The 25983-nt window shown below is 70.7% G+C and carries 24 protein-coding genes, 1 tRNA gene and 1 riboswitch; of the genes, 15 read left to right on the top strand and 10 right to left on the bottom strand.

Translation table 11 applies throughout. The features are described 5' to 3' along the window. Nucleotides 1–32 precede the first annotated feature (32 nt). Genes KAK06_RS18965 through KAK06_RS18950 form a run of 4 tightly spaced genes read left to right on the top strand, consistent with a single transcriptional unit; the run spans nt 33 to nt 6105 of the window. Nucleotides 33–3224: a hybrid sensor histidine kinase/response regulator gene (locus KAK06_RS18965; RefSeq protein ID WP_210803719.1), complete on the top strand. Its 3192-nt coding sequence runs from the start codon at nt 33–35 to the stop codon at nt 3222–3224. Continuing rightward, on the top strand, nt 3224–4321 hold the full coding sequence (locus KAK06_RS18960) for an HD-GYP domain-containing protein (protein WP_210803718.1): 1098 nt from the start codon (nt 3224–3226) through the stop codon (nt 4319–4321). The genes KAK06_RS18965 and KAK06_RS18960 overlap by 1 nt, the downstream gene beginning before the upstream one ends. A 4-nt stretch (nt 4322–4325) precedes the next feature. Further along, a complete protein-coding gene (locus tag KAK06_RS18955; protein WP_210803717.1) occupies nt 4326–5663 on the top strand; it encodes a hypothetical protein in 1338 nt (445 codons plus the stop codon). A 10-nt stretch (nt 5664–5673) separates the two neighbouring features. Next, nucleotides 5674–6105 carry a hypothetical protein gene (locus tag KAK06_RS18950; protein WP_210803716.1) on the top strand — a complete coding sequence of 144 codons (432 nt, stop codon included), beginning with the start codon at nt 5674–5676 and terminating at the stop codon, nt 6103–6105. Nucleotides 6106–6114: 9 nt separating this feature from the next. On the opposite strand, the gene KAK06_RS18945 is transcribed toward KAK06_RS18950, so the two are convergent. From KAK06_RS18945 to KAK06_RS18930, 4 genes are all read right to left on the bottom strand, one after another. After that, nucleotides 6115–6918, bottom strand: a complete 804-nt coding sequence (locus KAK06_RS18945) for a ProQ/FINO family protein (protein WP_210803715.1) — start codon at nt 6916–6918, stop codon at nt 6115–6117. 47 nt (nt 6919–6965) lie between these two features. Further along, a complete protein-coding gene (locus KAK06_RS18940) occupies nt 6966–7931 on the bottom strand; it encodes a hypothetical protein (RefSeq protein ID WP_210803714.1) in 966 nt (321 codons plus the stop codon). Nucleotides 7932–7972: 41 nt separating this feature from the next. Beyond that, nucleotides 7973–9190: a formate-dependent phosphoribosylglycinamide formyltransferase gene (gene purT, locus KAK06_RS18935; protein WP_210803713.1), complete on the bottom strand. Its 1218-nt coding sequence runs from the start codon at nt 9188–9190 to the stop codon at nt 7973–7975. A 69-nt stretch (nt 9191–9259) separates the two neighbouring features. Next, on the bottom strand, nt 9260–9922 hold the full coding sequence (locus KAK06_RS18930) for an NUDIX hydrolase (RefSeq protein ID WP_210803712.1): 663 nt from the start codon (nt 9920–9922) through the stop codon (nt 9260–9262). Nucleotides 9923–9960: 38 nt separating this feature from the next. On the opposite strand from KAK06_RS18930, the gene KAK06_RS18925 reads away from it, so the two are divergent. Next, complete coding sequence (locus KAK06_RS18925; protein ID WP_210803711.1) at nt 9961–11046, top strand: DNA glycosylase AlkZ-like family protein; 1086 nt, start codon at nt 9961–9963, stop codon at nt 11044–11046. On the opposite strand, the gene KAK06_RS18920 is transcribed toward KAK06_RS18925, so the two are convergent. After that, nucleotides 11025–11819, bottom strand: coding sequence for an HAD-IIB family hydrolase (locus KAK06_RS18920; RefSeq protein WP_210803710.1), 795 nt, complete (start codon nt 11817–11819; stop codon nt 11025–11027). The genes KAK06_RS18925 and KAK06_RS18920 overlap by 22 nt on opposite strands. A 99-nt stretch (nt 11820–11918) precedes the next feature. Here KAK06_RS18920 and ppk2 point away from each other — a divergent pair, with 99 nt between their 5' ends. From ppk2 to metF, 4 genes are all read left to right on the top strand, one after another. After that, nucleotides 11919–13055 carry a polyphosphate kinase 2 gene (ppk2, locus tag KAK06_RS18915; RefSeq protein ID WP_210803709.1) on the top strand — a complete coding sequence of 379 codons (1137 nt, stop codon included), beginning with the start codon at nt 11919–11921 and terminating at the stop codon, nt 13053–13055. 69 nt (nt 13056–13124) lie between these two features. After that, nucleotides 13125–13211, top strand: a riboswitch (S-adenosyl-L-homocysteine riboswitch). Nucleotides 13212–13315: 104 nt separating this feature from the next. Beyond that, nucleotides 13316–14749 carry an adenosylhomocysteinase gene (gene ahcY / locus KAK06_RS18910; RefSeq protein WP_210803708.1) on the top strand — a complete coding sequence of 478 codons (1434 nt, stop codon included), beginning with the start codon at nt 13316–13318 and terminating at the stop codon, nt 14747–14749. A 4-nt stretch (nt 14750–14753) separates the two neighbouring features. Next, nucleotides 14754–15509 (top strand): TlyA family RNA methyltransferase, encoded by a 756-nt coding sequence (locus tag KAK06_RS18905; RefSeq protein ID WP_210803707.1) that lies wholly within the window; start codon nt 14754–14756, stop codon nt 15507–15509. 19 nt (nt 15510–15528) lie between these two features. Continuing rightward, a complete protein-coding gene (gene metF, locus KAK06_RS18900; protein WP_210803706.1) occupies nt 15529–16365 on the top strand; it encodes a methylenetetrahydrofolate reductase [NAD(P)H] in 837 nt (278 codons plus the stop codon). Between the two features lie 7 nt (nt 16366–16372). On the opposite strand, the gene KAK06_RS18895 is transcribed toward metF, so the two are convergent. Both KAK06_RS18895 and KAK06_RS18890 read right to left on the bottom strand, forming a co-directional pair. After that, nucleotides 16373–16891, bottom strand: a complete 519-nt coding sequence (locus KAK06_RS18895; RefSeq protein WP_210803705.1) for a hypothetical protein — start codon at nt 16889–16891, stop codon at nt 16373–16375. 182 nt (nt 16892–17073) lie between these two features. Continuing rightward, nucleotides 17074–17676, bottom strand: coding sequence for a hypothetical protein (locus KAK06_RS18890; protein ID WP_210803704.1), 603 nt, complete (start codon nt 17674–17676; stop codon nt 17074–17076). Nucleotides 17677–17996: 320 nt separating this feature from the next. Between KAK06_RS18890 and KAK06_RS18885 the strand changes: the two genes are divergently transcribed. Next, nucleotides 17997–18644, top strand: coding sequence for an OmpW/AlkL family protein (locus KAK06_RS18885; RefSeq protein WP_210803703.1), 648 nt, complete (start codon nt 17997–17999; stop codon nt 18642–18644). A 348-nt stretch (nt 18645–18992) separates the two neighbouring features. On the opposite strand, the gene KAK06_RS18880 is transcribed toward KAK06_RS18885, so the two are convergent. Together KAK06_RS18880 and folE are read right to left on the bottom strand one after the other, a co-directional pair. Further along, entirely contained in the window at nt 18993–19418 is a 426-nt protein-coding gene (locus KAK06_RS18880; RefSeq protein ID WP_210803702.1) for a BLUF domain-containing protein, read from the bottom strand. Between the two features lie 2 nt (nt 19419–19420). Next, nucleotides 19421–20167, bottom strand: coding sequence for a GTP cyclohydrolase I (folE, locus tag KAK06_RS18875; RefSeq protein ID WP_210803701.1), 747 nt, complete (start codon nt 20165–20167; stop codon nt 19421–19423). 80 nt (nt 20168–20247) lie between these two features. On the opposite strand from folE, the gene rsmB reads away from it, so the two are divergent. From rsmB to KAK06_RS18850, 5 genes are all read left to right on the top strand, one after another. Then, entirely contained in the window at nt 20248–21573 is a 1326-nt protein-coding gene (gene rsmB, locus KAK06_RS18870; protein ID WP_210803700.1) for a 16S rRNA (cytosine(967)-C(5))-methyltransferase RsmB, read from the top strand. A 36-nt stretch (nt 21574–21609) separates the two neighbouring features. Continuing rightward, the gene (locus KAK06_RS18865; RefSeq protein WP_310741121.1) at nt 21610–22206 is read left to right on the top strand and encodes a DUF4390 domain-containing protein; all 597 of its coding nucleotides are present in this window, start codon (nt 21610–21612) and stop codon (nt 22204–22206) included. 24 nt (nt 22207–22230) lie between these two features. Continuing rightward, on the top strand, nt 22231–24504 hold the full coding sequence (locus KAK06_RS18860; protein WP_210803699.1) for a sensor histidine kinase: 2274 nt from the start codon (nt 22231–22233) through the stop codon (nt 24502–24504). A gap of 34 nt (nt 24505–24538) precedes the next feature. Beyond that, nucleotides 24539–25261 carry a response regulator gene (locus KAK06_RS18855; protein WP_210803698.1) on the top strand — a complete coding sequence of 241 codons (723 nt, stop codon included), beginning with the start codon at nt 24539–24541 and terminating at the stop codon, nt 25259–25261. 59 nt (nt 25262–25320) lie between these two features. Then, nucleotides 25321–25396, top strand: a tRNA-Phe gene (locus KAK06_RS18850). Between the two features lie 199 nt (nt 25397–25595). Here the strand turns inward: KAK06_RS18850 and KAK06_RS18845 are convergent. Further along, complete coding sequence (locus tag KAK06_RS18845; RefSeq protein WP_210803697.1) at nt 25596–25925, bottom strand: hypothetical protein; 330 nt, start codon at nt 25923–25925, stop codon at nt 25596–25598. Nucleotides 25926–25983 lie beyond the last annotated feature (58 nt).

The following is a 25983-nucleotide window of genomic DNA, read 5'->3' as shown; positions in this document are numbered from 1 at the left end:
AAGTCCGCCCTTGTGGGGCGGACTTCCGTGTCGTGACTGCCCCTGCCCTCTCTCCGCCTGCCGCCCCACCTGGTCGCCCGCTGCTCAGCCTGGGCCGGGCCTCGCGCGTGTTCTTCGGGCTGGTCACGGTGGCGCTGCTGGTGCATGGCCTGTTCCTGCTGGTCATCATGCGCGCCTACAGCGCCGCCGGCGAGGCCGCAGCGCGGCGTGACGCAGCGCTGCAGCTGGTGGATGACCTGCACCACGAGACCAACCGGCTGTCGACGCTGGTGCGCAGCTATGTCGACACCGCCCATCCGCGCTACCTGCGCTACTACTACGACATCCTGGCCATCCGCCAGGGCGAGAAGCCAGCCCCGGACGATGCCAACGGCCTGTACTGGGAACACGTGATCGCCGGTCAGCGCGAGCATCGGCTGGCGGACAGCCAGCCGGGGGTGTCGCTGCAGGAGCGGCTGCGCCGGCTGCAGGCTGACGCCGCCGAGCAGCAGGCGCTGCAGGACATCGTGGACGCCACCGAGGCCTTGGGCCGCCTCGAACAGGTGGCCTTCGCCGCCACGCAAGGGCTGTTCGACCCGGCGCGCCAGGAGTTCGTCTCCGACGGCCGGCCCGACACCGGTTATGCGCGTGGCATCGTCTACTCGCGCGACTACGAGCTGGCGCACGCCCGCCTGGTCGAGCAGGTCGCGCGCCTGGAGCAATTGACCGACACCCGCACCAGCGGCGCCGTGAACGCCGCCTCGACACGGCTGCGCCAACTGATCGTCGCGGCGTTGGTGGTCGACCTGCTGGTGATCCTGGCCATGGGGCGCGCCTGGCGCGGCATCCAGCGCGGCCTGCTGGACCCGGTGGCCGGGCTGGCCTACACCGCCGAGCGCCTGGCCGGGGGCGACTACGCGGCGCGCGTGCCGCCCGACACCGAACACCTGCGCGAGGTGGCCGCGCTGTCGGCCACGCTGGACCTGATGGCCGACAGCATCGAGCGCGACCTGGCCGCCCGCAGCGAACACCAGCGCGAGCTGGAGCAGGCGCGCCGCCAGGCCGAGTCCGCCACCCAGGCCAAGAGCATGTTCCTGGCCAACATGAGCCACGAGATCCGCACGCCGATGAACGCCATCATCGGCATGACCCATCTGGCGCTGGGCACCACGCTGGATGCGCAGCAACGCGACTACCTGGAGAAAGCGCACGGCGCGGCAACGATGCTGCTGGGCGTGCTCAACGACATCCTCGACTTCTCGAAGATCGAGGCCGGCAAGCTGACGCTGGAATCCGTGCCCTGCCGCATCGAGGATGTGGCCGCGCAGTCGCTGCTGATGGTGCGCGAGCGCGCCCAGGCCAAGCGCATCGAGCTGCTGTGCGATCTGCGCCACCCGGCCCTGCTGGGCAGTGCCGGCGCGATCTGGGGTGACCCGTTGCGCCTGGGTCAGGTGCTGGTCAACCTGCTGACCAATGCGGTCAAGTTCACCGACCACGGCCATGTCCGTCTGGCGCTGGATCTGGTGGGCGACCAGGCGCCGCAGCCGGGCGAGCGCGCCCTGCTGCGCCTGTCGGTCGAGGACACGGGCGTGGGCATGGACGGCGACCAGTGCGCGCGCCTGTTCCAGGAATTCACGCAGGCCGACGGCTCGACCACGCGCCGCTACGGCGGCACCGGCCTGGGCCTGTCGATCTCGCGCCGCCTGGTCGAGCTGATGGGTGGCCGCATCGACGTCGACAGCACGCCCGGCCAGGGCTCGACCTTTCGCATCGAGCTGCCGGTGCGCCTGGCGGCAGCCCCGACCCCGATCGACGACCAGACCCTGGCGCGCCAGCGCGTGCTGGTGGTGGATGACCAGGCCGCCACGCGGCAAAGCGTGCTGGAGCAACTGAGCGCGCTGGGCGTGGGTCGCGATGGCCTGCTCGAGGCCGTGGCCGACGGCCAGACCGCGCTGCAGCGCTGCCACGAGGCCGCCCGCATCGGCCAGCCCTTCGACCTGATGCTGCTCGACTGGGTGATGCCCGACCTGCGCGGCGGCGAGGTGATCGAGCGGCTGCGCGCACTCGGCCCCGAGGCACCGCGGGTGGTGGTGATGTCGGCCTACGGCAGCGACGCACTGCGGCGCGAGGCCGCTGCCGCTGGCGCGCTGTACTTCATCGACAAGCCGGTGCTGCCCGGCGCACTGCAGCGCCTGCTGCAGGCCGAGTCGCCGGCACCGCCGCCGGCGCCCGGCATGCTGCTGCCGCTGGCGGGGCTGCGCGCCCTGCTGGTTGAGGACAACCCGGTCAACCGCCAGCTCGCCACCGAGCTGCTGCGCCGCGCCGGTGCGCTCATCAGCACGGCCGAGGACGGCCAACAGGCGCTGGAGCGGCTGGAGCACGACGGCGCCGAGGCCTTTGACGTGGTGCTGATGGACCTGCAGATGCCGGTGATGGATGGCTACGAGGCCACCCGACGCATCCTGGCCCATCCGCACTGGCGCCGCCTGCCGGTGGTGGCCATGACCGCCCACGCGCTGGTCGAGGAGCGCGAGCGCTGCCTGGCGATCGGCATGGTCGGTCACATCCCCAAGCCGATCGACCCACCGGCCATGCTGCGCGAGCTGGCCCGCTTCCTGCCGACCCAGCCCCCAGCGGCCAGCACCGCCACGCTTGCCGCGCCGGCCGAGGAGCCGGGGCTGCCCTGGCCGCACTGGCCCGGCATCGACCTGCACACCGCCCTGGCGCGCTGCGGTGGCGAGACCCTGCTGCGCAATGGCCTGGCGCACTTCGTCGAGCACATCGACGGCCGCGCCGCCAGCCTGTCGGCGCAATCGCGCGAAGCGCTCAGCCCGGCACTGGCGCGCGAAGCCCACACGCTCAAGGGTCTGGCCCGCCAGCTGGGCATGGGCGCACTGGCCGACGCCGCGCAGGCGCTGGAACAGGCGCTGCAGTCGGGCAAGGACGTGATGGCCGCCGCCGACCAGGCCGAGGCCGAACTGGCCACGCTGCTGGCGGCCCTGCGCGCCGAGCCGCCCTGGCCTGCGCGTGAAGGCCGCGGCGCCGCTGCGGCCAGCCCCGAGGTCCGCGCCACGCTGCGCCGCCTGCTGGCCGACGCCGACAGCGAGGCCCTGGCGCACTGGCACAGCCACCGCGACGCGCTGCGTGCCGGCCTGCCGGTGGAACAGGCGCTGGCGCTGGACCAGGCCATCCAGGCCTGCGATTTCGACGCCGCGCTGGCCCTGCTCGATCGGGAGGCGCCCTGATGGTGACGACAGAACAGCGCGCCACGCTGCTGGTGGTCGACGACACCCCGGCCAACCTGAACCTGCTGGCCGGGCTGCTCAACAGCGAGCACCGCGTGAAGCTGGCCAACACCGGCGCGCGGGCGCTGGAGATTGCCCTGCGCGAGCCGCCCGACCTGGTCCTGCTCGACGTGATGATGCCGGAGATGGACGGCTTCGAGGTCTGCCGCCGCCTCAAGGCCGACGCCCGCACGCGCGATGTGCCGGTGATCTTCGTCACCGCGATGAGCCAGCCCGAGGACGAGGCGCGCGGCTTCGAGGTCGGCGGCGCCGACTTCATCCACAAGCCGATCAGCCCACCGATCCTGCGCTCGCGGGTGCGCACGCATCTGCAGGTCAAGGCCTCGCGCGATGCACTCAAGCGCCGCAACGCCGGCCTGGCCGAGGCCCTGGCGGCGCAGCTCGACCAGGTCGAGCGGCTGCGCGACGCCACGATGTTCGTGATGGTCTCGCTGGCCGAGTTCCGCGACCAGGACACCGGCAACCACGTCAAGCGCACCCAGGAGTACGTGCGTGCGCTGGCCGAGTACCTGAGCGAGCACCCGGGCGACGACGCCGACGCGGTGCGGCTGGACGCCGGCTCGATCGAGCTGCTGGCCAAGAGCGCGCCGCTGCACGACATCGGCAAGGTGGCCATTCCTGACCACATCCTGCTCAAGCCCGGCAAGCTCGATGACGCCGACTTCGAGGTCATGAAGACCCACACGCTGCAGGGCTGGGAGATCCTGCAGCGCGCCGCGCAGCGCATGGGCGGCGCCTCGGATTTCCTGGATTTCGCGCGCCAGATCGCCCGCCACCACCACGAGCGCTGGGACGGCCGCGGCTACCCGGACGGCCTGGCGGGCCGCGCGATTCCGCTGGCCGCGCGCCTGATGGCGGTGGCCGACGTCTACGACGCGCTGATCAGCCGCCGCCCCTACAAGGACCCGCTGCCCCACGCCCAGGCCATGGCCATGCTGGCTGACGGCGCGGGCCAGCACTTCGACCCCCGCATCGTCGCCGCAGCCCAGGCCTGCGAAGACCGCTTCATCGACATCGCCCGCGCCTGGAAGGACTGAACCCATGCACCCACGCCTCACCCCCTGGATGTCCGCCCTCGCGCTGGGCGCGCTGCTGCTGGGCGGCAACGCGCGCGCCGAGGAGGCCGTCGACAGCGGCCCGCGCCTGAGCTGGTCGGCCTTCGGCACGATCGGCCTGACGCAGAGCGACCAGTCCTTCACCTACCAGCGCTTCATCAAGGACCACGCCACCACCGAGCGCGACAGCGTGCTGGGTGTGCAGCTCGATGCGCAGTTCAGCCCCGAATGGTCGGCCACGGTGCAGCTGCGCCTGGGCCCTTCAGAAGACCATGACGCGCGCTGGAGCCTGCGGCCGAGCTGGGCCTTCGTGGCCTGGCGGCCCAACAACGACTGGCTGCTGCGCCTGGGCCGCATGCGGGTGCCCTTTTTCCTGCGCAGTGAGCAGCTCGACGTGGGCCAGACCTACGACGAAGCGCGCCTGCCCACCGAGTTCTACTCGCTGGCGCCGACCAGCGATTTCAGCGGCCTAAACCTCTCGCGCAGCCTGTGGCTGGCCGACGGCGAGCTGAGCATCGACGGCTATGTCGGCCAGACCACGCTGGCCAAGCGCAGCTGGCAGCGCGAAGCCCTGCCCTCGCCGGTGCCGGGCCAGCCGCCGCTGGTCAGCGCCGGGGCGCAATTCCGCCGCGCCGATGTTGACGGTGTGGGCGGCGTGCTGACCTGGCGCACGGCCGACACCACGCTGCGCGCCGGCCTGCACCGCCTGACCGTGGGCCTGTCGGACGGCAGCAGCCTGCTGGTGCGGCCGGTGTGGGCGCCGCTGGGCCCCGGTCTGGGCTACTGGCAGACCAGCAACCAGCTGCCGGGCCCGGGGGTGCAGGAGGCCAGGCACTTCCGCGAATGGCTGTATGCGGCGGGCGTGGATCACCGCTTCGACGCGCGCTGGCGCGTGGTGGCCGAGCTGATGCGGCTGCGCCAGTCGGGCACCGTGCTGGCGGTGGACGCGTGGGCCGCCGCCGCCACGGTGTCGCGCCAGTGGGGCGCGTTCACGCCCTATGTGTCGGTGGCGGCCGCGCACAGCAGCGCCGACGGCACCGCCGTGGCGCGGGCGCTGGACAGCACCCGGCTGCCCGACGCGCTGCCCGGCGCGCCGCTGCTCAATGGCAGCATGCGCAGTGCGGCCGATCACACGCTGGTCTTCCGACAGACCTCGCTGGCGCTGGGCAGTTCGTGGGCGCTGGACGCGCGCAGCAAGCTCAAGCTGGAGTGGATGCACACCCAGGCGCAGCAGTCACAGCTGATCGATGTGCCCGCGGGCGAGCCCCTGGCGCGGCCGCGGCACGTCAATGTGCTGTCGCTGTCCTACAGCTTCGTCTACTGAAGGGGGCGCCATGCAACGACGCCACTTTCTGCTGGGCGGTCTCGCCGCCGCACTGCCCACGCTGCTGGCCGGACCGGTCCACGCGGCCGACGAGGGCCTGGCCGTGATCGCCCACCCGGGCCTGAAGGGCCTGGACGCCGAAACCATCCGCCGGGCCTTCACCGGCCGCGCCGTGGAGCTGGATGGCCAGGCCCTGCGGCCGGTCAACCTGCCCTCGGCCCATCCGCTGCGCCAGCGCTTCCTGAAGGCGCTGCTGCAGCAGGACGACGAGGCCTACCTGGCCTACTGGACGGTGCGCCGCTACATCGGCAAGGGCGTGCCGCCGGCCGAGCTGCGCTCGACCGCCGAGGTGCTGGACTTTGTGGCCCGCACGCCCGGGGCGATCGGCTACGTGGACCCGGCCGAGCTGCGCGCCGGCGTAGCGGTGGTGCTGCGCCGCTGAGCGGCGGCCTCAGCCGCGTGGCGCGCCGCCACGTGGCCCACGGCCGCGGGGTCCGCCCGGCCCGCGAGATTCACCGCGCGGACCACGACGGTCGTCGCGGCCGTCGCGCCGCTCCGGCCGCGGCGGGGCCGGCGGTCGCTGGGCTTCCCAGGCGGCGATCTCGGCGCGGATCGTGGCCAGCAGGCCATCGAGCTGGTCCTCGGCGATGCCCTTGAGGGCACAGAAGTTCGCCTTGGTCAGCGTGGTGTGCTCATAGTCGCGCACCAGCGAGAAACGCTGCCGACGGGCGTCGTCCTCGGCCGCCCGCCGCTCCTGGACGATGGCCTTGCGGCGCGCCAGTTCGTCGCGCGCGGCCTGGCGGTGTTCCTCGGTGAGCTCACCGGCAGGCTGGCCGTCCAGGTCGTAGCGGTGCGTGGCCTTGGCCAGCGCCAGCAGGTAGCTGGTGTGCGTGGTGTGGCGGTGCAGAAAGATCGACAGCGCCTTCTTCGTGAACACGCCCGGCGCGCGCTGCTGGATGTCGGCCTGGATGCGCAGCTTGATCGGCCGCGCCTGGTCGCCGAACAGCGCCGGGAAGCGCTGGCGCAGCTCGCGCGTGCAGGCGTTCAGGCTCATCTCGGGCGCCTTCGGGGCCTGCGGCGCGGGCGCCTCGGCGGCCTCGGTCAGGACCGCCGAGGCGGCCTCGCTGACGCGCTCATCGACGACCTCATGGACGTCCCCTTGGACGGCCTCATGGACGGCCTCGGCGGGCGTGACGGCGGCGGGCGGCTCGACCGGCGACGCGCTGTCGCCGGGCTGCGGGTGTTCAGTGGACATGGGCGGGGAATACCGGCGCCCGGCGGGCGCGAGGCCGGTATTGTCGCTCAGCGGTCCAGGTCGGCCCAGAGGACGGTGCGCACGGTCTCGTAGGCACCGTCGCCATTGGCGTCGACCGACAGGCGGGCCTGCGTGGCATTGAGCGCGTCGACCTTCAGCGCCGAGCCCGCGTCGCCAACGAACTTCATCGTGCCGGCCGACGGGTAGTCGTCGGCGTAGCGCTGGACCACGTCGACCGGCGTGGTGACGCGCACCTGGTGGTTGTCCAGGCCAGTGCCCCGGAAGGTGCCGCTGACGCGCTGCACGGCGGCATCGCCGCGGTCCACCACGTGGGCCACATAGTCACCCAGCTCGAACTGGTAACTGGCGCCGCTGTACGAGGCCTGCAACGCAATCATCGCCGCGCGCAGATCCAGCGTATTGCCCCCGCTCAGCTGCACCGCGAGGTCGCCACCCAGGCGCACCGAGCCCTCGGTGGTGGTGGTCTGCAGGTTGGCGAAGGCCATCGTGAAGCCGAAGTTGCGGGCATCGGTGAAGCTGTCCAGCGTCATCGTGAAGCTGCCGTTGAGCGTGAAGCCACTCCCGTCGTTGCAGGCGCTGGCCGACACGCTGATCGACTCGCCGGCGGCATCGAACAGGCCGTTGGCGTTGCTGTCGTTGAAGTTCACGCTGACCGACCCGGACACCGCGCAATCAACCACCGCGGCGGCCTGCGGCTGCACGCGTGACGCAGCCTTCAGGCCCAGCGCCTGCGCCCGGCGGCTGACCAGGGCCACCACCTGGCTGGCCGAGCCCGCGGCGCCCAGGCCGGTGCCCAGGTTGGCGGCCAGCGGGCCCACCGCCGTGCTGGCCAGACCGACGCGGGCGACATCGTCGGCATTGGCGTCGGTGATCGCCAGATCAAGGACCAACGGCGCCGTGTCGCGGTCATTGGAGCCACCACCACACGCGGTCAGGCTGGCCAGCGCCAGCAGCGTCAGCGCACGGCGGGGGTTGAGGATCGAGTTGTTCATGTGTGTGCTCCCTGGTTGAAAAAGAGGCCGCGCCCAGCCGCTCAGGCCTGGCGCGGACGGACCTTGCCGGCCGCCAGCCTGGCCTGCTGCCGGGCGGTGTCGACATCCTGGTCGTGCACCAGCGCCACGCCCATGCGGCGCTTGACGAAGCTCTCGGGCTTGCCGAACAGGCGCAGCTCGCTGTTCGGCACCGCCAGCGCGTCGGCCACGCCGTCAAAGACGATGCCGGCCGCATCAACGCCGCCGTAGATCACCGCACTGGCGCCGGGGCTCTTCATCGAGGTATCGACCGGCAGGCCCAGGATGGCGCGGGCATGCAGCTCGAACTCGCTCTGCCACTGCGTGACCAGCGTCACCAGGCCGGTGTCGTGCGGGCGCGGGCTGACCTCGCTGAACCAGACCTGGTCGCCCTGGACGAACAGCTCCACGCCGAACAGACCCAGGCCGCCCAGGTCAGCGGTGACCATCTCGGCGATCAGGCGCGAGCGCTCCAGCGCCGCCTCGCTCATGCGCTGCGGCTGCCAGCTCTCGACATAGTCGCCCGCCACCTGCTTGTGGCCGACCGGCTCGCAGAAATGGGTGTCGACGCCGCCGCTGGCATTCAAGGCGCGCACGGTCAGCAGCGTGATCTCGAAGTCGAAGTCGATGAAGCCCTCGACGATGACGCGGCCCTTGGCCACGCGGCCACCGGCCATCGCGTAGTCCCAGGCGGCGGCCACGTCAGCCGGCGTGTCGATCTTGCTCTGGCCCTTGCCCGAGCTGCTCATCACCGGCTTGACCACGCAGGGGTAGCCGATCGGCGGCTGGCCGTCGCTGCCGTCGATCGCCGCCTGCAGCTCGGCCAGCGAATCACAGAAGCGGTAGGGGCTGGTGGGCAGGCGCAGGGTTTCGGCGGCCAGGCGGCGGATGCCCTCGCGGTCCATCGTCAGGCGCGCGGCGCGGGCGGTGGGGATGACGCGCACCAGGCCTTCGGCCTCGAGCTTCTCCAGCTCCTGGGTGGCGATGGCCTCGATCTCGGGGACCACCAGCATCGGCCGCTCGGCCTCGATCAGCGCGCGCAGCTGGGCCGGGTCGCTCATCGTGATCGTGCGCGCGTGGTGCGCCACCTGCTGGCCGGGGGCGTTGTCGTAGCGGTCGACGGCGATCGTCTCGACGCCCAGGCGCTGCAGCGCGATCAGCACCTCCTTGCCGAGCTCGCCACTGCCCAGCAGCATGACGCGGGTGGCGGACGGGGACAGGGGGGTACCGAGGGTCGTCATGGGGCGGGATTCCAGCTGTGGCGGGTGACAAACCCGGATTGTCGCAGCGCCAACGGACAGGTCGGTTGACTACTGCCAAGCAAAGCGCGGCTGGTCGAAGTGGGCCACCCGCGTGGCCTCGCCGCGCAGGCACCACTGCGCGAACTGGTACAGGAAGGCGCCGGTGGGCGCAGCGATCCAGCTGTGGCCGATCGGCATGCGCAACGCCGGGTGCTCGCCATGCGGGGTCTGGTTGAGCAGCGGCGCGTCGGGGCGCAGCAGCTCGGCCACCGGGATGCGGTGCAGGCTGGCCACCTCGTCGGGGTTCGCGCGGGCATCCAGCGCGGCGCCGGCCCACACCAGCACCGGCGTGATGACGTAGCCGCTGCGGGTGGCGTAGTCGTCCAGGCGGCCCAGCACGGCGTCGGCAGGCAAGGCCAGGCCCACCTCCTCGTGCAGCTCGCGCAGCGCGGCCTGCTCGGGCGTCTCGCCGGCGTCCAGGCGGCCACCCGGCAGGGCCCACTGGCCGGCATGGGCGCGCAGGTGGGCGGCGCGGCGGGTCAGCAGCAGCGCCGGGGCGGTCTGCCACTGCGCGTGGGCGGGCAGGCCGGCGGCATCGGCGCCGTGGCCGGCCTCCACCACCGCCAGGGCCACGGCGGCCCGGCGCCGGCCCTCCTCGGGCAGCGCGCGTGCGCCGGCCGCTTGCAGGCGGGCCTGCCACAGCGCGCGGGTCTCGGGGCCGGTGTTGTCCATGGGGCGAGGATAGCCGCCGCGCCGCTATCCTGCCGGCCATGCCCGCCACGCCCACGCTCGACGACCTGACCCGCTACGCGATCGCCCGCAGCCTGGGTCGCCCGACCACGCTGCCCGCCGCCCTCAAGCGCCTGGGCTTCGTGCAGGCCGACCCGATCCGCGCCCCGGCCCGCGCCCAGGACCTGACGCTGCGCCACCGCGTCAGCGACTACCGCGCGGGCGATCTGGAGCAGCGCTACCCGCGGCTGAAGGTGGAGGAAGACTTCTTCATCAACTACGGCTTTGTGACGCCCGCGCTGCACGCGTTGATGCACCCGCGCGAGGCACGCCAGGCCTGGCCGGCCAGCCGCTGGACGCAGGCCCGCGAGGTGCTGGCCTTCGTGCAGGAGCGCGGCGTGGTGCACCCGCGCGAGGTGGACGCGCAGTTCCAGCACGGCAAGACCCGCAACTGGTTTGGCGGCTCGTCCAACGCCAGCACGCAGCTGCTCGACGGCATGCACTACCGCGGCCTGCTGCGGGTGGCGCGGCGCGAGGGCGGCATCCGGCTGTACGCGGCGCGACCGGCCACGCCGCCTCATGAAGACCCGGCCGCGGCGATGGATGCGCTGGTCGATGTGGTGGTGGGCAAGTACGCGCCGCTGCCGGCCACCACACTGAGCCACCTGGTGGCCCGGCTGGTGTTCGGCGCGCCGCAGTGGCAGGCCGAGCGGGCAGCCGCGCTGCGCCGCGCCAAGGCGCGTCTGGCCTCGGCCGAGGTCGAGGGCACGCGCTGGTTCTGGCCGGCCGGCGAGAACCCGGCGGCGCGCCGCTGGGCGCCGGACGAGTCGCTGCGCCTGCTGGCACCCTTTGACCCCATCGTCTGGGACCGCCCGCGCTTCGAGCGCCTCTGGGGCTGGGCCTACCGCTTCGAGGCCTACACCCCCGCCCCGAAACGCGAGCGCGGCTACTACGCGCTGCCGATGCTGTGGCACAACCAGGTGATCGGCTGGGGCAACCTGGCGGTGCAGGACGGCCGGCTGCAGCCGGACCTGGGCTACGTGGCCAAGCGCCCGCGGGGCGCCGGCTTCACCGCGGCGCTCGACGACGAGCTGCAGCGCATCGCTCAGTTCCTGGGCCTGGCCTGAAGCAGCCGCGTCACCACCTCGGCAAAGCCCTGCCCGCGCTCGCCGCGCGTGACCCAGCGCGGCCGGTGCTGCAGCTGGGGCCAGAAGCGCGCGATGTTGGCCACGCCCACGCTCAGCGGCATCTGCTGGAACATGGTCTGGTCGTTGGTGGAGTCGCCCACGTAAAGCCACTCGGCCGGATCGAACACCCGGCCCAGCGCGGTCTGCACCGCCCAGGCCGCCGCGGTCCACTTGCTGTGCGCGCCGATCCAGCCGTTGACGTGGATCGAGCTGACGGTGGCGGTCAGGCCGTGCGCCTGCATCACCGCCACCACCTGGGCGATCTGCGCCTCGTCCAGGTGGGCGAATTCGCTGTGGTCGACAGCGATGTCGGTCAGCCGGCCGGCGCTGTCGCGCGCCAGCGTGGCGCCGCTCACGCGGGCCAGCACCTCGGCGGCGCAGGCGGCCAGGCGCTGCGCGTTGGCAGCACGGGTGGCCGCGTCCTGCGTGAAGTCATGGTGCAGCTGCGCGCCGTCGCGGCGCAGCATCACCGCGCCGTTCTCCGCAACGATCGCGGCCACCGGCCAGGCCATTGCAAAGGGTTCACTCCAGCCGGCCGGGCGGCCGGTGATGGCGATGCAGGGCAGTCCGGCGTCGGCCAGCGCCTGCAGCGCGGCCAGCGCGGCGGGCTCGATCGCGCCGTCGCGCGTCAGGGTGTCGTCGATGTCGGTCAGCACGCCACGCACCGCGGCCAGCGCAGCGCCCGGGGCCTCGTCCCAGCGGCAGGAATCCATGCCGCAGTGTCCCATGGCCGCCAAAGCTTGATGCGGCTCAAGTCACCCAAACGCCATCGTTCCATCATCGACTGTTCCAGTGACCCTCGACGATCCATCATGGCCACCCGCACCCCGACCAAGAAAGCCCCTGCCGCCCAACGCCCGCGCCGCGCCAGCGACGGCGACGTGACCCCCCGCAAGACCGCCGCCGGCCGCCGCAACTACAGCGCCGCCGAATCCACCCGCGCCAAGCAGATCGTGCAGGCCGAGGTGATCCAGCGGGTCGCCAGCTCCGGCGCGCCCGAGTCCGAGGTGCTGTCCAAAGTCAAGGCGCTGCTCGACGGCGCCTCGCCCGACGACCGCAAGGCGCTGCGCCAGGTGCTGGCCAAGCCAGCGCGCGTCAAGACCCCCGGCGCCGACCCCGACCTGGAGCTGGCCGCCGGCTGGCGCGACGGCGCCTACCCGTACAAGAACCTGCTGTCACGCAAGAGCTACGAGAAGCAAAAGTACAACCTGCAGGTCGAGCTGCTCAAGCTGCAGGCCTGGGTCAAGGAAACCGGCCAGCGGGTGGTGATCGTCTTTGAGGGCCGCGACGCCGCCGGCAAGGGCGGCACGATCAAGCGCTTCATGGAGCACCTCAACCCCCGCGGTGCGCGCGTCGTGGCGCTGGAAAAACCCAGCGAGGTCGAGCGCGGCCAGTGGTACTTCCAGCGCTACATCCAGCACCTGCCCACCGCGGGCGAGATCGTGCTGTTCGACCGCAGCTGGTACAACCGCTCGGGTGTCGAGCGGGTGATGGGTTTCTGCACCCAGCACGAGTACGACGAGTTCCTGCGCCAGGCGCCCGAGTTCGAGCGCCAGCTGGTGCGCTCGGGCGTGCACCTGTTCAAGTTCTGGTTCTCGGTCAGCCGCGCCGAGCAGCGCCGCCGCTTCAAGGAGCGCGAGATGCACCCGCTCAAGCAGTGGAAGCTCAGCCCGATCGACAAGGCCAGCCTGGACAAGTGGGAGGACTACACCCGCGCCAAGGAAGCGATGTTCCTGCACTGCGACACCTCGGATGCGCCCTGGACGGTGATCAAGAGCGACTGCAAGAAACGCGCGCGCCTGAACGCCATGCGCTATGTGCTGCACCGCCTGCCCTACGGCCGCAAGAACCTGCAGGACATGGGCGCGGTCGACCCGCTGATCGTCGGCCGCCCCTCGCTGGTGCCCAGCGTGGGCGACGACCAGCTGGCCTCGTCGAATGCGGGCTGAAGCGTGAAATACGGGCCCTGAGCCCGGCTATTGCGGCGCCTGCGGGCGCCGCTTTCGCTAGAATCACGGGATTCCGAGGAGCGTTGCAAGGTCAGCCGCCATGAGATGGCCGACCCCAGGCTCGGAATCTTCATATTGCAACGGCGCTCACCCGCATCGCGTCTGGCCGACCGTGGGTGAGTCTGAAGTCTCTCCTGTCATGGGTTGCTGTCCGTCGCGCGGCGGGTTCTCGTTCCACGCCGAACCGAAGGACTGCCTCCATGAACGCACCCGAGACCCTGAAGCTGGCCGACTGCGCCATCGCCGACATCACGCTGGCCGACTGGGGCCGCAAGGAAATCCGCATCGCCGAGACCGAGATGCCCGGTCTGATGGCCATCCGTGAAGAGTTCGCCGCCAAGCAGCCGCTCAAGGGCGCGCGCATCACCGGCAGCCTGCACATGACGATCCAGACCGCGGTGCTGATCGAGACGCTCAAGGCCCTGGGCGCCGACGTGCGCTGGGCCTCGTGCAACATCTTCAGCACCCAGGACCATGCTGCCGCCGCGATCGCCGCCGGCGGCACGCCGGTGTTCGCCGTCAAGGGCGAGACCCTGGTTGATTACTGGGACTACACGCACCGCATCTTCGACTTTGGCGCCCAGGGCACGCCGGGCGAAGGCCCCAACATGATCCTGGATGACGGCGGCGACGCCACGCTGCTGATGCACCTGGGCCAGCGCGCCGAGAAGGACGCCTCGGTGCTGGCCAACCCGGGCAGCGAGGAAGAGCGCATCCTGTTCGCCGCGATCCAGGCCAAGCTGGCCGAAGATCCCACCTGGTACAGCCGCAAGAGCGCCGAGATCATCGGCGTCACCGAGGAGACCACCACCGGTGTGCATCGCCTCAAGGAGATGAGCGCCAAGGGCACGCTGAAGTTCCGCGCCATCAACGTCAACGACTCGGTCACCAAGAGCAAGTTCGACAACCTCTATGGCTGCCGCGAGAGCCTGGTGGACGGCATCAAGCGCGCCACCGACGTGATGATCGCCGGCAAGGTGGCGGTGGTCTGCGGCTATGGCGATGTGGGCAAGGGCTCGGCCCAGGCGCTGCGCGCCCTGAGCGCCCAGGTCTGGGTCACCGAGATCGACCCGATCAACGCGCTGCAGGCCGCGATGGAAGGCTTCAAGGTGGTGACCATGGAATGGGCCGCCGACAAGGCCGACATTTTCGTCACCACCACCGGCAACCGCGACGTCATCACCTTCGAGCACATGGCGGCGATGAAGGACCAGTCCATCGTCTGCAACATCGGCCACTTCGACAACGAGATCCAGGTCGCCCGGCTCGAAGAAAAGTGCCAGTGGGAAGAGATCAAGCCGCAGGTCGACCACGTCATCTTCCCCGACGGCAAGCGCATCATCTTGCTGGCCAAGGGCCGGCTGGTGAACCTGGGCTGCGGCACCGGCCACCCCAGCTTCGTGATGTCCAACTCGTTTGCCAACCAGACCATCGCCCAGATCGAGCTGTTCACGCACCCCGAGGGCTACGACGTGGGCAAGGTCTACGTGCTGCCCAAGCACCTGGACGAGAAGGTCGCACGCCTGCACCTGAAGAAGGTGGGCGCGATGCTGACCGAGCTGAGCGACGAGCAGGCGGCCTATATCGGCGTGCCCAAGCAAGGCCCCTACAAGCCGGATTCCTACCGCTACTGACCCGATGCGTGCCGACCAGCTGCTGGTCCAGCAAGGTCTGGCCCCGAGCCGTTCGGCCGCGCAGCGGCTGATCGAGCGCGGCGCTGTGCGCTGGCTGGGGCCCAGGGGCTGGCTGGTGCCGAAGAAGGCGGGCGACGAGCTGCCCGCCGACTGCCAACTCGAGGTCACCGACGACGCCGAGCTGCGCTGGGTGTCACGCGGCGGGCTCAAGCTGGAAGGCGCGCTGCGCACCACCGCGCTGGACCTGGCCGGCGCGGTGGCGCTGGACGTGGGGCAGAGCACCGGCGGCTTCACCGATGTGCTGCTGGCCGCCGGCTGCGCGCAGGTGTTTGGCGTGGACGTCGGCCACGGTCAGCTGCACCCGCGCTTGGCCGCCGATGAGCGCGTGCACGCCTTCGAGGGCGTCAATGCGCGCCAGCTGAGCCGGGCCGATCTGGGGCCGCAGGCCCCGGCGGCGGGCTTTGACCTGATCACCGGCGACCTGTCCTTCATTTCGCTGACCCTGGTGCTGCCGGCACTGGCGCCGCTGCTGGCGCCGGGCGGCACGCTGCTGATGCTGGTCAAGCCGCAGTTTGAGCTGCAGCCAGCCGAGATCAACAAGAAGGGCCTGGTGAAGGACGCCGCGTCCTACCCGCACGTCGAGCGGCGCCTGCGCAAGGCCTGCGAGTCATGCGGTCTGGTGGTGCAGGCCTGGATGGACAGCCCGGTCACCGGCGGTGACGGCAACCGCGAGTTTTTCGTTCAGGCGCAACGTGCCTGAACCCTGGAGCACAGACACGATGAACCCCGATTTCCCGATCAGCCTGGAATTCTTCCCGCCCAAGACGCCCGAGGGCGTGACCAAGCTGGCCACCGTGCGTCAGCAGCTCTACGCGCTGGACCCGCTGTTCTGCTCGGTGACCTATGGCGCCGGCGGCAGCACGCAGGACGGCACGCTGCAGGCGGTGCAGGCCATCCTGGACGAGGGCCGCCAGGGCGCCTCGCACTTCACCTGCATTGGCGCCACACGCGACTCGGTGCGCGAGAAGCTGGCGCTGTTCCGGGGCATGGGCCTGAAGCGCATCGTCGCGCTGCGCGGCGACCTGCCCAGCGGCTATGGCGGCTTTGGCGAGTTCCGCTATGCCAGCGACCTGGTGGCCTTCATCCGCGCCGAGACCGGCGACCACTTCCACATCGAGGTGGCCGCCTACCCCGAGACTCACCCGCAGGCGAAGAGCCCACAGGCCGACCTGCAGGCCTACGTGGCCAAGGTGAAGGCCGGCGCCAGCGGCGCAGTGACGCAGTTCTTCTTCAACGCCGACGCCTACTTCCGCTTCGTCGACGAGACCCGCGCGCTGGGCGCCGACATCCCGGTGGTGCCCGGCATCATGCCGATCACCAATGCCAGCGGCATCCTGCGCTTTGCCGACAACTGCGGCGCCGACGTGCCGCGCTGGGTGCGCCTGCGGCTGCAGAGCTTTGGCGACGACAGCGCCAGCATCAAGGCCTTCGGACTGGATGTGGTGACCGCGCTGTGCGAACGCCTGCGCGCCCAGGGCGTGCCCGGGCTGCACTTCTACACGATGAACCAGTCGGCCACCGTGCTGGAGATCTGCCGCCGGCTGGGCCTGGCCTGAGCCAGGCTCAGGGCAGCGTCATCTTCAGAATGATGAAGGGGAATTCGGGTTCAAAAAATATCTCAAGCTGGTCAGCGGCTGTGTTGCCGATCATCACGCCTTCCAGGGTGATGTTGGTCGTGATGCGGATACGGTCGCCCTCGGCGAGGCTCCTCATCGGTTTTTTCTTGAGTGGCACGATGTCCTGGTAGTACACGTTGCCACCGGTGTCGCCGATTGCCTGTTCTTCCCAGCCGCTGGTCAACTTCACCTTGTCGCCAGTGGCGGCTGGAATGAGCACCACGTTGGACCGCGCGGTGTAGCGGCCATCAGCGGCGCCGGTCAGCACGATGCGGCCACGGGGCGCCCCACGATCGATCCACTGTTCGCAACCACCCGCCACACTGGCTCGGAGGTCGGCCCACACGCGCGAACCGGCCACCATCTCCGACTCGGCGCGAAAGTCTGCCGCCAGAGTGCGCGATGTACCGCCGTCGACATCACCAGTCATCCGCAACAGGGCGAGATCCTTGACCTTGATCTCCATCCAGTGGGTGCGGGAGTTGGTGCAGGCGCTCGCGGCGCTGCACGCCAGGCCCACGATGACCGCCGCAGCCACCTGGCTGACCCGGGGCCACGAACGACGGTGCCCAGACCGTATTGGATCCGCATACATCAAGAGCCTCCAGTCATTGTCAAACGACAGAGAACGCGGGCGTCCGTCAGCCCTCAGGGAATCCACACCTCGATGTAGGGCGTGGTGCCCGCCCAGTTGTAGAGCGACTGCACCTGGTCGGCCACCCAGCCATCGATGATGGTGCCGCTGGCCTGGGCCTTGCCAGTCAGGCGCAGCACATCGCCCACCACCAGCGCGCGCATTTGCTTCTTCTTCAGTTCGGCATCGTGCGGGTGGGAGACGAAGCCCCCGGTGTCACTGGCCGCGCTGTCGCGCCAGGTGTGCATCTTCTGTTTCAGGCCGGTGCTGGCGGGAATCCACAGCAACTGGTTCTTGGCCGAGTAGCTGCCGCTGGCGATGCCCATCAGGACGATGTTGCCGCCGCCGGCATGGTGGATCCACTGGCTACAGCCGCCGGCGATGCTGGCGGCGATGTCGTCCACCAGGGCCTGGGTGACAAGCAGATCGGCCCGGTAGCTGCCATCGTCCGTCTTGGTGCCGTTGTCGACGTGGCCCACCATGCCGACCTGCGCCGGCTCGCTCACCGAAGGCGTCATCAGGTGCAGGCGCTGCACACTGCAGGCCGAAGCCACCGGGGCCTGGCAGAGCAGGACAGCGGCGGCAGCGGTGGCTGCCAGGCGGGGGGCGAGGTCCATCGACATCACAGACGACTCCTGTTGCTCCAGCGGGCGGCTGGCCTGGCGGTCGAGCTTAGCGAGAACGGCCGCGCCGCACCATGGCCGCGCGGACTTCGAGCATGGGGGGAGCGGTCGCCGGGCACTGTTGCGCGAACGCATCAGCCTCGCGGCGCGCGTTTGACCAAGGTCAGGTGGCCGCCCGGGCTGGCCGGGACCGCGGCCGGCAGTTTGCGCAACAGCAAACTCGCCCTGGTCACCAGACGTTGCAATGACCCCATCCGCCGCACCAGCGCGGTCCGGTTGTTTTCAAGTCAATGCAACGAAGAAGGAGTCTCTCCATGCGCAAGTCGCTGATCGCTGTCGCCACCCTGGCCGCTCTGGCCGCCCCCCAACTCGCCGCCGCCCAGGACAGCGGCAACTGGATCGTCCGCGTGCGCGCGACGCATCTGGATTCGGCCAACACCAATGACAGCGTGCTCAAGGGCACCCTGGCCGCCGTCGTGGCGCCGGGCACCGTGGCGTCGATCAACAACAAGTGGCTGCCCGAGCTGGACATCAGCTACTTCTTCACGCCGAACATCGCGGCCGAGCTGATCCTGACCTACCCGCAGAGCCAGGACCTGTCGCTCAGCGGCGTGGGCAAGATCGGCAGCTTCAAGCACCTGCCGCCCACCCTGACCGCCCAGTACCACTTCACCGACCTGGGCGCGCTGCGTCCCTACGTCGGTGCCGGCGTGAACTACACCAACATCTCCGACGTGAAGTGGGATCCGGCCGTCGCCGCGCTGAGCCTGAACCTCAAGCGCAACAGCTACGGTCTGGCGGCCCAGGTCGGCGCCGACTACGCGCTGGGCGGCGGCTGGCTGCTGAACGTGGACGTCAAGAAGGTCCAGATCAAGACCGACGTCCTGTCGGCCGGCACCAAGGTCGGTACCTTCAAGGTCGACCCGCTGCTGGTCAGCGTGGGCGTGGGCATGCGTTTCTGATCCAGGCTCCAAGAAGCACACCGGCGCACCGGCCACAAGCCGGCGCGCCCGTTGGGAATCAGGCGACCAGTCGGTCGCCTTTTTTTGTTGTTCTGGTTCCTGCCCACAGCGGCCGTAGGCCGCTGTGGGCAGAGCCCTCTTCCGTTGAGCTCCCCCCAGCCCCCCTCCAAGAAGGGGGCTCCAGCATGAGCTTCGGGCCGGCCTGCCGGCCGGCGTAGCGCTGGCACGCTGGGCGCACCACCCTGTGTCGTTCTGACTGGAGCCACCCTCTTGGAGGGGGGCTGGGGGGAGCTCCATGTGCGGGCCTGGGCCCGGAGCAGCCTACGGCTGCTCCGGGCAGCCAGCAGTCTATCCCTGCCCCATGATGGCCGCTCCGGCGACCAGTTCGTCGAACAGCGCCACGGTGGCAGCGCCCGACACGGCGAAGGGGTCCAGCCGCGCGCATTCGTTGTACTTGATCAGCACGGCGGGGTTCAGGCGGCTCATGTTGACCTGGCCCATCGCCCAGCCGGCGAAGCGGCGCTCGTTGATCTCTTCGTAGGCCAGCAGCGTGACCTCTTCGTGGCGTGCATCACCGCAGATGCGGCGGTACAGCGCATTGACCTGCGAGCGGCCGCCTTCCAGCACCTGGATGAACAGGCCACCGGAGCAGCACAGCACGCCGGTGATGCCGTTCTCGGGGTTGCGACGCGCGGAGGTGCGCAGGATCGCCGCCAGCTCTTCCTGGTCCACCGCGGTGGCGGCGCGGCTGGCGTACATCAGGCGTACCAACATGGTCAGTCCTTCTTGCTGAGCAGCGACAGGAACTCGCGGCGCAGGTCGGGGTTCTTCAGGAAGGCGCCGCGCATCACGCTGTTGGTCATCGCCGAGTCGTTGTCCTTCACGCCGCGCCACTGCATGCAGAAGTGGTCGGCCTCCATCACGATGGCCAGGCCGTCGGGCTTGACGCGCTCCTGCAGTGCGTCGGCCAGCATGATGACCGCCTCTTCCTGGATCTGCGGGCGGGTCATGATCCAGTCGGCGATGCGTGCGTACTTGGACAGGCCGATCAGGTTGGAGTGCTCGTTCGGCAGCACGCCGATCCAGACCTTGCCCAGGATCGGGCACATGTGGTGCGAGCAGGCGCTGCGCACGGTGATCGGGCCGACGATCATCAGCTCATTGAGGCGCGAGATGTTGGGGAACTCGGTGACATCGGGCATCGGCTGGTAGCGGCCGCGGAACACCTCCTCGATGAACATCTTGGCGACGCGCTTGGCGGTCTCCTGGGTGTTGTGGTCGCTCTCGGTGTCGATCACCAGGGCCTTGAGCACATCGGCCATCTTGGCCTGCACCTCGGCGCGCAGCTCCCGGAGCTCGCCCTCGCGGATGAACTCGGCGATGTTGTCGTTGGCGTGGTAGCGGCGGTCGGCGCCGACCACGCGGTAGCGGATGCGCTCGGAGGCGGGCAGCCGGGCCAGGTCGTCCTCGCCCAGGATCAGGCGGGCGGGGCGGTTGCGGAGGTCGGAATCGGTCTGGGCCATCGGGCGGTCTCCTGTCTGATGGCCCATTGTGGGGCTTAGCGCGCAACCCTGCTGGCAGCGGGCCTGGGTAGACTGGGCGGGTGAACGCTCCCCACCCGTCGCCCCCGCTGTCGCGGCTGCTTGAGTTGACCGCCGACGCCGTGGCCGCGGTCGTGGCCGGCCGCTCGCTGACCGATGCGCTGGCCGCCTGCCAGGCCTCGGCCCGGCCGGGCGTGCAGTCACTGTCGTTCACGGTGATGCGCCGCCTGGGCGCCGCGCAGGCCGTGCGTGCCCGCCTGGCCCCCAAGGCGCCGCCGCCGGTGGTGGATGCGCTGCTGTGCAGCGCCATCGCGCTGCTGTGGCCCGACGACGCGCCGCCCTACCCCGACCACACCCTGGTCGATCAGGCCGTGACGGCGGCGCGGCGCAAGGTGCCGGCGGCCAGCGGCTTCCTGAATGCGGTGCTGCGGCGCTTCATTCGCGAGCGCGCGGCGCTGGTGCAGGCGGTCAGCCACGAACCCGTGGCCGCCTGGAACCACCCGCTGTGGTGGATCGAGCGCCTGCGCCACGACTGGCCCGGCCACTGGAGCGCTCTGCTGCAGCAGGCCCAGCAGCGCCCGCCGATGACGCTGCGCGTGAACCGCCGCCGTGGCAGCCGCGACGACTACCTGGCGCGCCTGCAGGCCGCCGGCCTGCCGGCGCGCGCGCCGGCCGAGCACCCCGACGCCGTGGTGCTGGCCCAGCCGGTGGGCGTGGAGCAGTTGCCGGGCTTTGCCCAAGGCGATGTGTCGGTGCAGGACCTGGCCGCCCAGCGCGCCGCGCCGCTGCTGCTGGGCGAGGGGCTGCCCGCCGGTGCCCATGTGCTGGATGCCTGTGCGGCGCCGGGCGGCAAGACCGCCCACCTGCTGGAGTGCGCCGACCTGGACCTGCTGGCGCTGGATACCGACGCCGCCCGCCTGGCCCGTGTCGATGACACGCTGCGCCGCCTGGGACTGGCGGCCCGCACCCGCGCCGCCGATGCCCGCCGCCCTGCCAACTGGTGGGACGGTCGGCCCTTTGACGCCATCGTGCTGGACGCCCCCTGCAGCGGCTCGGGCGTGGTGCGCCGCCACCCCGACATCCGCTGGCTGCGCCGTCCCGAGGACATTGCCGCGCTGGCCACGGTGCAGGCCGAACTGCTCGAGGCGCTGTGGCCGCTGCTGGCGCCGGGCGGGCGCCTGCTGTACGCCACCTGCTCGATCTTCCGCGCCGAGGGCGACGCGCAGATTGACGCATTCTTGCAACGCCACGGGCCTGGCGGCGCCCGTCTGGAAGCCCCATCGCCCGGCCATCTGCTGCCGCTGCCCGACAATCACGGCACCGTGACCGAGGCCTCGCCGGCCGACGGTTTCTACTACGCCCTGTTGTCGAAGCCGCGCGCGCCCTGACCGGTGGCGGCGGCGCCTGCTCCGAATTCCGCGCCCGTGCCCACCTCTGCGGTCCCCTTCCTGCCCACCCCCTGGCTGAGGCGCGCCCTGCGTCTGGCGGGCCGCATGGCGCTGTTGTGCCTGGGCCTGCTGCTGGCCTGGCGGGGCGCCGTGGCGCAGACGGTGGAGCTGCCGGTGTTCGACATTGCCCGCCAGGACGGCGGCCTGGTGATTGATTTCCAGGCCCGTCCGGTGCTGAGCAAGGCGGTGGAAGAGGCCATGCAAAAGGGCGTGCCGCTGTATTTTGTGGCCCAGGCCACGGTGCTGCGGCCGCGCTGGTACTGGCGCGACGAGCGCGTGGCCCGCGCCACCCGCACCTGGCGCCTGTCCTACCAGCCGCTGACCGGCCAATGGCGCGTCAGCCTGGGCGCACTGGGCCAGACCGTGGCCAGTGCCACGGAGGCGCTGGCCATCGTCTCGCGCGCCAGCGGCTGGCGCATCGCCGAGGCCGGCGAGATCGAGCCGGGCGAGCGCTACCAGGTGGAGTTCAGCTTCCGCCTGGACAACACCCAGCTGCCCCGACCGATGCAGCTGGACCTGGCCGCCCAGGCCGACTGGCGCCTGTCGGTGGAGCGCAGCGTCCGTCTTGAGTGACCGGCGCACAGGCACGGCGGCCTCATGAAGCACACCACCCGCTGGGGCATTGCGCTGCTGCTGACGGCCAGTCTGGGCCTGGTGCTGGCCTTTGTGCTGTCGCTGCTGGCCCAGGGGCCCACGCGCTACGAGCGGCACTTCGTCTGGCTGTTCTGGATCAACGTGGCCGCTGCGGCGCTGCTGGTGGTGGTGCTGGCCGTCACCGCCACGCGGCTGGCGCTGCGCATGCGCTCGGGCAAGTTCGGCAGCCGGCTGCTGCTGAAGCTGGCGGCCATCTTCGCGCTGGTGGGCGTGGTGCCGGGCGGGCTGATTTACACCGTGAGCTACCAGTTCGTCTCGCGCAGCATCGAAGCCTGGTTCGACACCCGCGTGGACGACGCGCTGCGCGCCGGCCTGGCGCTGGGCAAGGGCACGCTGGAGGCGCTGTCCGAGGACCTGAGCACCAAGACCCGGCTGGCGGCCGAGCGCCTGTCGGAAGCGCGCCGCGTGCCCGACGGCCTGGGTCTGGAGCACCTGCGTGAGCAACTGGGCGTGCAGGAGGTGGCGCTGATCGGCGCTGCCGGCCAGGTGTTGGTGGCGGCTGGCCCCGGTGTGGCGATCTCGCCCGAGCGGCCGGCGTCGACGCTGCTGCGCCAGGCGCGCCAGCAGTCCTCGACCAGCCTCATCGAGGGCCTGGAGGAAGACGATCCCGCCACCGCCGGCCGCGCCCGCATCCGCGCCATCGCCCTGGTGCCCAGCGCCAGCCTGGCGCTGGTGGGCGACGAGGAGCGTTTCCTGATGGTGGTGCAGCCGCTGCCCGAGGTGCTCACCCGCAATGCGCTGGCGGTGCAGGCCGCCTACCGCGAGTACCAGGCGCGCAGCCTGGCGCGCGAGGGTCTGCGCCGCATGTACATCGGCACGCTGACGCTGGCCATGGTGCTGGCGGTGTTTGGCGCGGTGCTGCTGGCGGTGCTGCTGGGCAATCAGATCGCCCGCCCGCTGCTGCTGCTGGCCGAGGGCATGCGCCAGGTGGCCGCGGGCGACCTGGGCGCCAAGCCGGTGTTCGCCTCGCGCGATGAGCTGGGCGGCCTGACGCGCAACTTCGCCGCCATGACCGAGCAACTGGGCAGTGCGCGCGAGCAGGCCCAGCGCAGCCTGCGCCAGCTCGAGAACGCCCGCACCCGGCTGCAAACCATCCTGGACAACCTCACCGCCGGTGTCATCGTGTTCGACCGCGAAGGCCGCATCGACACCGTCAACCCCGGCGCCACGCGCATCCTGCGCGCGCCGGTGTCGGCCGGCGTGGGCCGCCCGTTGGCCGAGGTGCCCGGGCTGGCGGCGCTGGCCGCATCGGTGGACCAGCGCTTCAGCCAGCACCACCACAACCCCGAAGAGGGCGAGCGCGACCAGTGGCAGGACGCCTTCGAGCTGTCGGTGGGCGACGCCGGCGCCACGCTGACGCTGCTGGTGCGCGGCGCCATCCTGCCGCCGGGGCCGGCGCGGCTGATCGTCTTCGACGACATCACCGAGGTGGTCTCGGCCCAGCGCGCGGCGGCCTGGAGCGAGGTGGCGCGCCGCCTGGCGCACGAGATCAAGAACCCGCTCACGCCCATCCAGCTCAGCGCCGAGCGCCTGCAGCACAAGCTCGAGGCCAAGCTCGACGAGCCCGACCAGGCCATGCTGGCGCGCTCGGTGGCCACCATCGTCGCCCAGGTGCAGGCGATGAAGCAGCTGGTCAACGAGTTTCGCGACTATGCGCGATTGCCCTCGGCCAACATGCAGCCGCTGGACCTGAATGCGCTGGTGGCCGAGGTGCTGGCGCTGTACGGCGACGAGCAGGACCAGGGCCGGCTGCAGGCCCAGTGCGACCGCAGCCTGCCCGCCATCCAGGGCGACGCCACGCAACTGCGCCAGGTGGTGCACAACCTGGTGCAGAACGCGCTGGACGCGGTGGCCGGGCGCGAGGACGGCCGGGTGCTCGTCAGCACCGACCAGTCAGCGCCGGAGGTCGACCGTCCGGGCATCGTGCGCCTGCGCGTCACCGATAATGGTCCGGGCTTCGCCGACAAGGTGCTCAAGCGCGCCTTCGAGCCCTACATGACCACCAAGACCAAGGGCACCGGATTGGGCCTGGCTGTGGTCAAGAAGATCGCCGACGAACATGGTGCGCGTGTGCGCATCGTCAACCTCGCAGGCCCTGGCGACGAGGCTTCGCCGACAGGTGCGCAGGTTTCGTTATCATTTTCAGGTTTGACGGATGTCGGCGCCGCGGCGACGGCGCCGCCTCGGCCCGCCATCAAATCCGGCACCGGGCCCTGACCCCGGCCGAACGAGCGAGCAGCGCAACCCACCCATGGCAACCATTCTTGTAGTCGACGACGAAATGGGCATTCGTGCCCTGTTGTCGGAAATCCTCACGGACGAAGGTCACTCGATCGAGCTGGCCGAGAACGCCGTGCAAGCCCGCTCCGCGCGCGAACGCATGCGCCCCGACCTGGTCCTGCTCGACATCTGGATGCCCGATGTCGACGGCATCACCTTGCTCAAGGAGTGGGGCGCCACCGGCCTGCTCAACATGCCCGTCATCATGATGAGCGGCCACGGCACGATCGACACCGCGGTCGAGGCCACCAAGTACGGTGCCATCGCATTCCTTGAAAAACCCATCACGCTGGCCAAACTGCTGCGCGCCGTGGAGCAGGGCCTGGCCCGCGCCCCGGCCCGTGCGCCCGGCGCCGCACCGGCCACGCCCGCCGCACCGGTGGGCGGCCCCATCCGCGGCGTGCTGGCCGAGCCCGCACTGACCGTGGAAGCCGCCATGACCGGTGGCATGGGCCTGCCGGTGATGCAGGTCGACCTGGGGCCGCAGGCCGAGCAGAGCTTTGACCTCGACCGCCCTCTGCGCGAGGCGCGCGACGCCTTCGAAAAGAGCTACTTCGAGTTCCACCTGGCGCGCGAGAACGGCAGCATGACCCGCGTGGCCGAGAAGACCGGCCTGGAGCGCACCCACCTCTACCGCAAGCTCAAGCAACTGGGCGTGGACCTGTCACGCAACAAGCGCAGTAGCGGCGTCTGAAGCGCATGCTATACTGCTGGACTTCGCTGATCTGGCCTGGCCAGTGACGCGCAAGACCTGGCCTGGTAGCTCAGTTGGTAGAGCAGCGGATTGAAAATCCGCGTGTCGGTGGTTCGATTCCGCCCCAGGCCACCAAGATAAAAGCTAAGTGCGGCAAGCACTTAGCACCGCAAGACAGCCCGCCACCGAGCGGGCTTTTTTGCGCCCGCGGACGATGCACTCCGCGTGTCGCCACCCTCCGGGCGAATGCCGGACAGCACACGTGCGGCCCGGCAGCCGGCGGGCTGACGGGCGGGCAGGGTTCAGGAAGGCCTTACAGGCCCGCAGGCGGTCCTCAGGCAGACTGGGCGCCGCCGGGTAGGGGTAGGTGCCACCAGCGCGGCCGCAGCAGCTCCAGCAGGCTCCAGCCCACCGTGTACGGCGCCACTCGATGGCTGTTGATCGCCAGCCAATCCTCGAAGCTCGGCGGCTGCACGTGGGCCAGGGTGTCCAGCCAGTACTGCACCTCCACCATGTCCCAACGCGCTCGGTCGCGGACCACGCGCGGACGGGGCACGCGCCACAGCGGCTGCTCGTACAGGCGCAGGAACATCTCGGTCGCGACACCCAGGCGGCGGGCGATGTGGCGAGCGCCGACGTAGCGGCGGCGGTGGAATCTCAACATGTCCGGGCTCCGGGGTGAGGTTGACGGCATCAGGTTGTTCAACCGCCACTCCGAAAGC

The organism is Ideonella aquatica (assembly GCF_018069755.1).
In the GTDB taxonomy this organism is placed as follows: Bacteria; Pseudomonadota; Gammaproteobacteria; order Burkholderiales; family Burkholderiaceae_C; genus Ideonella; species Ideonella aquatica.
This window is presented reverse-complemented; position numbering and strand designations above follow the sequence as displayed.

Bases quoted from the DNA above. Each gene is read 5' to 3' on its own strand.
- metF (WP_210803706.1), top strand. From the start codon at position 15,529: ATGAACCCCGATTTCCCGATCAGCCTGGAATTCTTCCCGCCCAAGACG.
- KAK06_RS18885 (WP_210803703.1), top strand. From the start codon at position 17,997: ATGCGCAAGTCGCTGATCGCTGTCGCCACCCTGGCCGCTCTGGCCGCC.
- KAK06_RS18940 (WP_210803714.1), bottom strand. From the start codon at position 7,931: ATGAACAACTCGATCCTCAACCCCCGCCGTGCGCTGACGCTGCTGGCG.
- KAK06_RS18880 (WP_210803702.1), bottom strand. From the start codon at position 19,418: ATGTTGGTACGCCTGATGTACGCCAGCCGCGCCGCCACCGCGGTGGAC.
- ahcY (WP_210803708.1), top strand. From the start codon at position 13,316: ATGAACGCACCCGAGACCCTGAAGCTGGCCGACTGCGCCATCGCCGAC.
- purT (WP_210803713.1), bottom strand. From the start codon at position 9,190: ATGACGACCCTCGGTACCCCCCTGTCCCCGTCCGCCACCCGCGTCATG.
- KAK06_RS18925 (WP_210803711.1), top strand. From the start codon at position 9,961: ATGCCCGCCACGCCCACGCTCGACGACCTGACCCGCTACGCGATCGCC.
- KAK06_RS18920 (WP_210803710.1), bottom strand. From the start codon at position 11,819: ATGGATTCCTGCCGCTGGGACGAGGCCCCGGGCGCTGCGCTGGCCGCG.
- KAK06_RS18895 (WP_210803705.1), bottom strand. From the start codon at position 16,891: ATGGAGATCAAGGTCAAGGATCTCGCCCTGTTGCGGATGACTGGTGAT.
- KAK06_RS18960 (WP_210803718.1), top strand. From the start codon at position 3,224: ATGGTGACGACAGAACAGCGCGCCACGCTGCTGGTGGTCGACGACACC.
- KAK06_RS18930 (WP_210803712.1), bottom strand. From the start codon at position 9,922: ATGGACAACACCGGCCCCGAGACCCGCGCGCTGTGGCAGGCCCGCCTG.
- KAK06_RS18905 (WP_210803707.1), top strand. From the start codon at position 14,754: ATGCGTGCCGACCAGCTGCTGGTCCAGCAAGGTCTGGCCCCGAGCCGT.
- ppk2 (WP_210803709.1), top strand. From the start codon at position 11,919: ATGGCCACCCGCACCCCGACCAAGAAAGCCCCTGCCGCCCAACGCCCG.
- folE (WP_210803701.1), bottom strand. From the start codon at position 20,167: ATGGCCCAGACCGATTCCGACCTCCGCAACCGCCCCGCCCGCCTGATC.
- KAK06_RS18890 (WP_210803704.1), bottom strand. From the start codon at position 17,676: ATGGACCTCGCCCCCCGCCTGGCAGCCACCGCTGCCGCCGCTGTCCTG.
- KAK06_RS18945 (WP_210803715.1), bottom strand. From the start codon at position 6,918: ATGTCCACTGAACACCCGCAGCCCGGCGACAGCGCGTCGCCGGTCGAG.
- KAK06_RS18950 (WP_210803716.1), top strand. From the start codon at position 5,674: ATGCAACGACGCCACTTTCTGCTGGGCGGTCTCGCCGCCGCACTGCCC.
- KAK06_RS18855 (WP_210803698.1), top strand. From the start codon at position 24,539: ATGGCAACCATTCTTGTAGTCGACGACGAAATGGGCATTCGTGCCCTG.
- KAK06_RS18845 (WP_210803697.1), bottom strand. From the start codon at position 25,925: ATGTTGAGATTCCACCGCCGCCGCTACGTCGGCGCTCGCCACATCGCC.
- KAK06_RS18955 (WP_210803717.1), top strand. From the start codon at position 4,326: ATGCACCCACGCCTCACCCCCTGGATGTCCGCCCTCGCGCTGGGCGCG.
- KAK06_RS18860 (WP_210803699.1), top strand. From the start codon at position 22,231: ATGAAGCACACCACCCGCTGGGGCATTGCGCTGCTGCTGACGGCCAGT.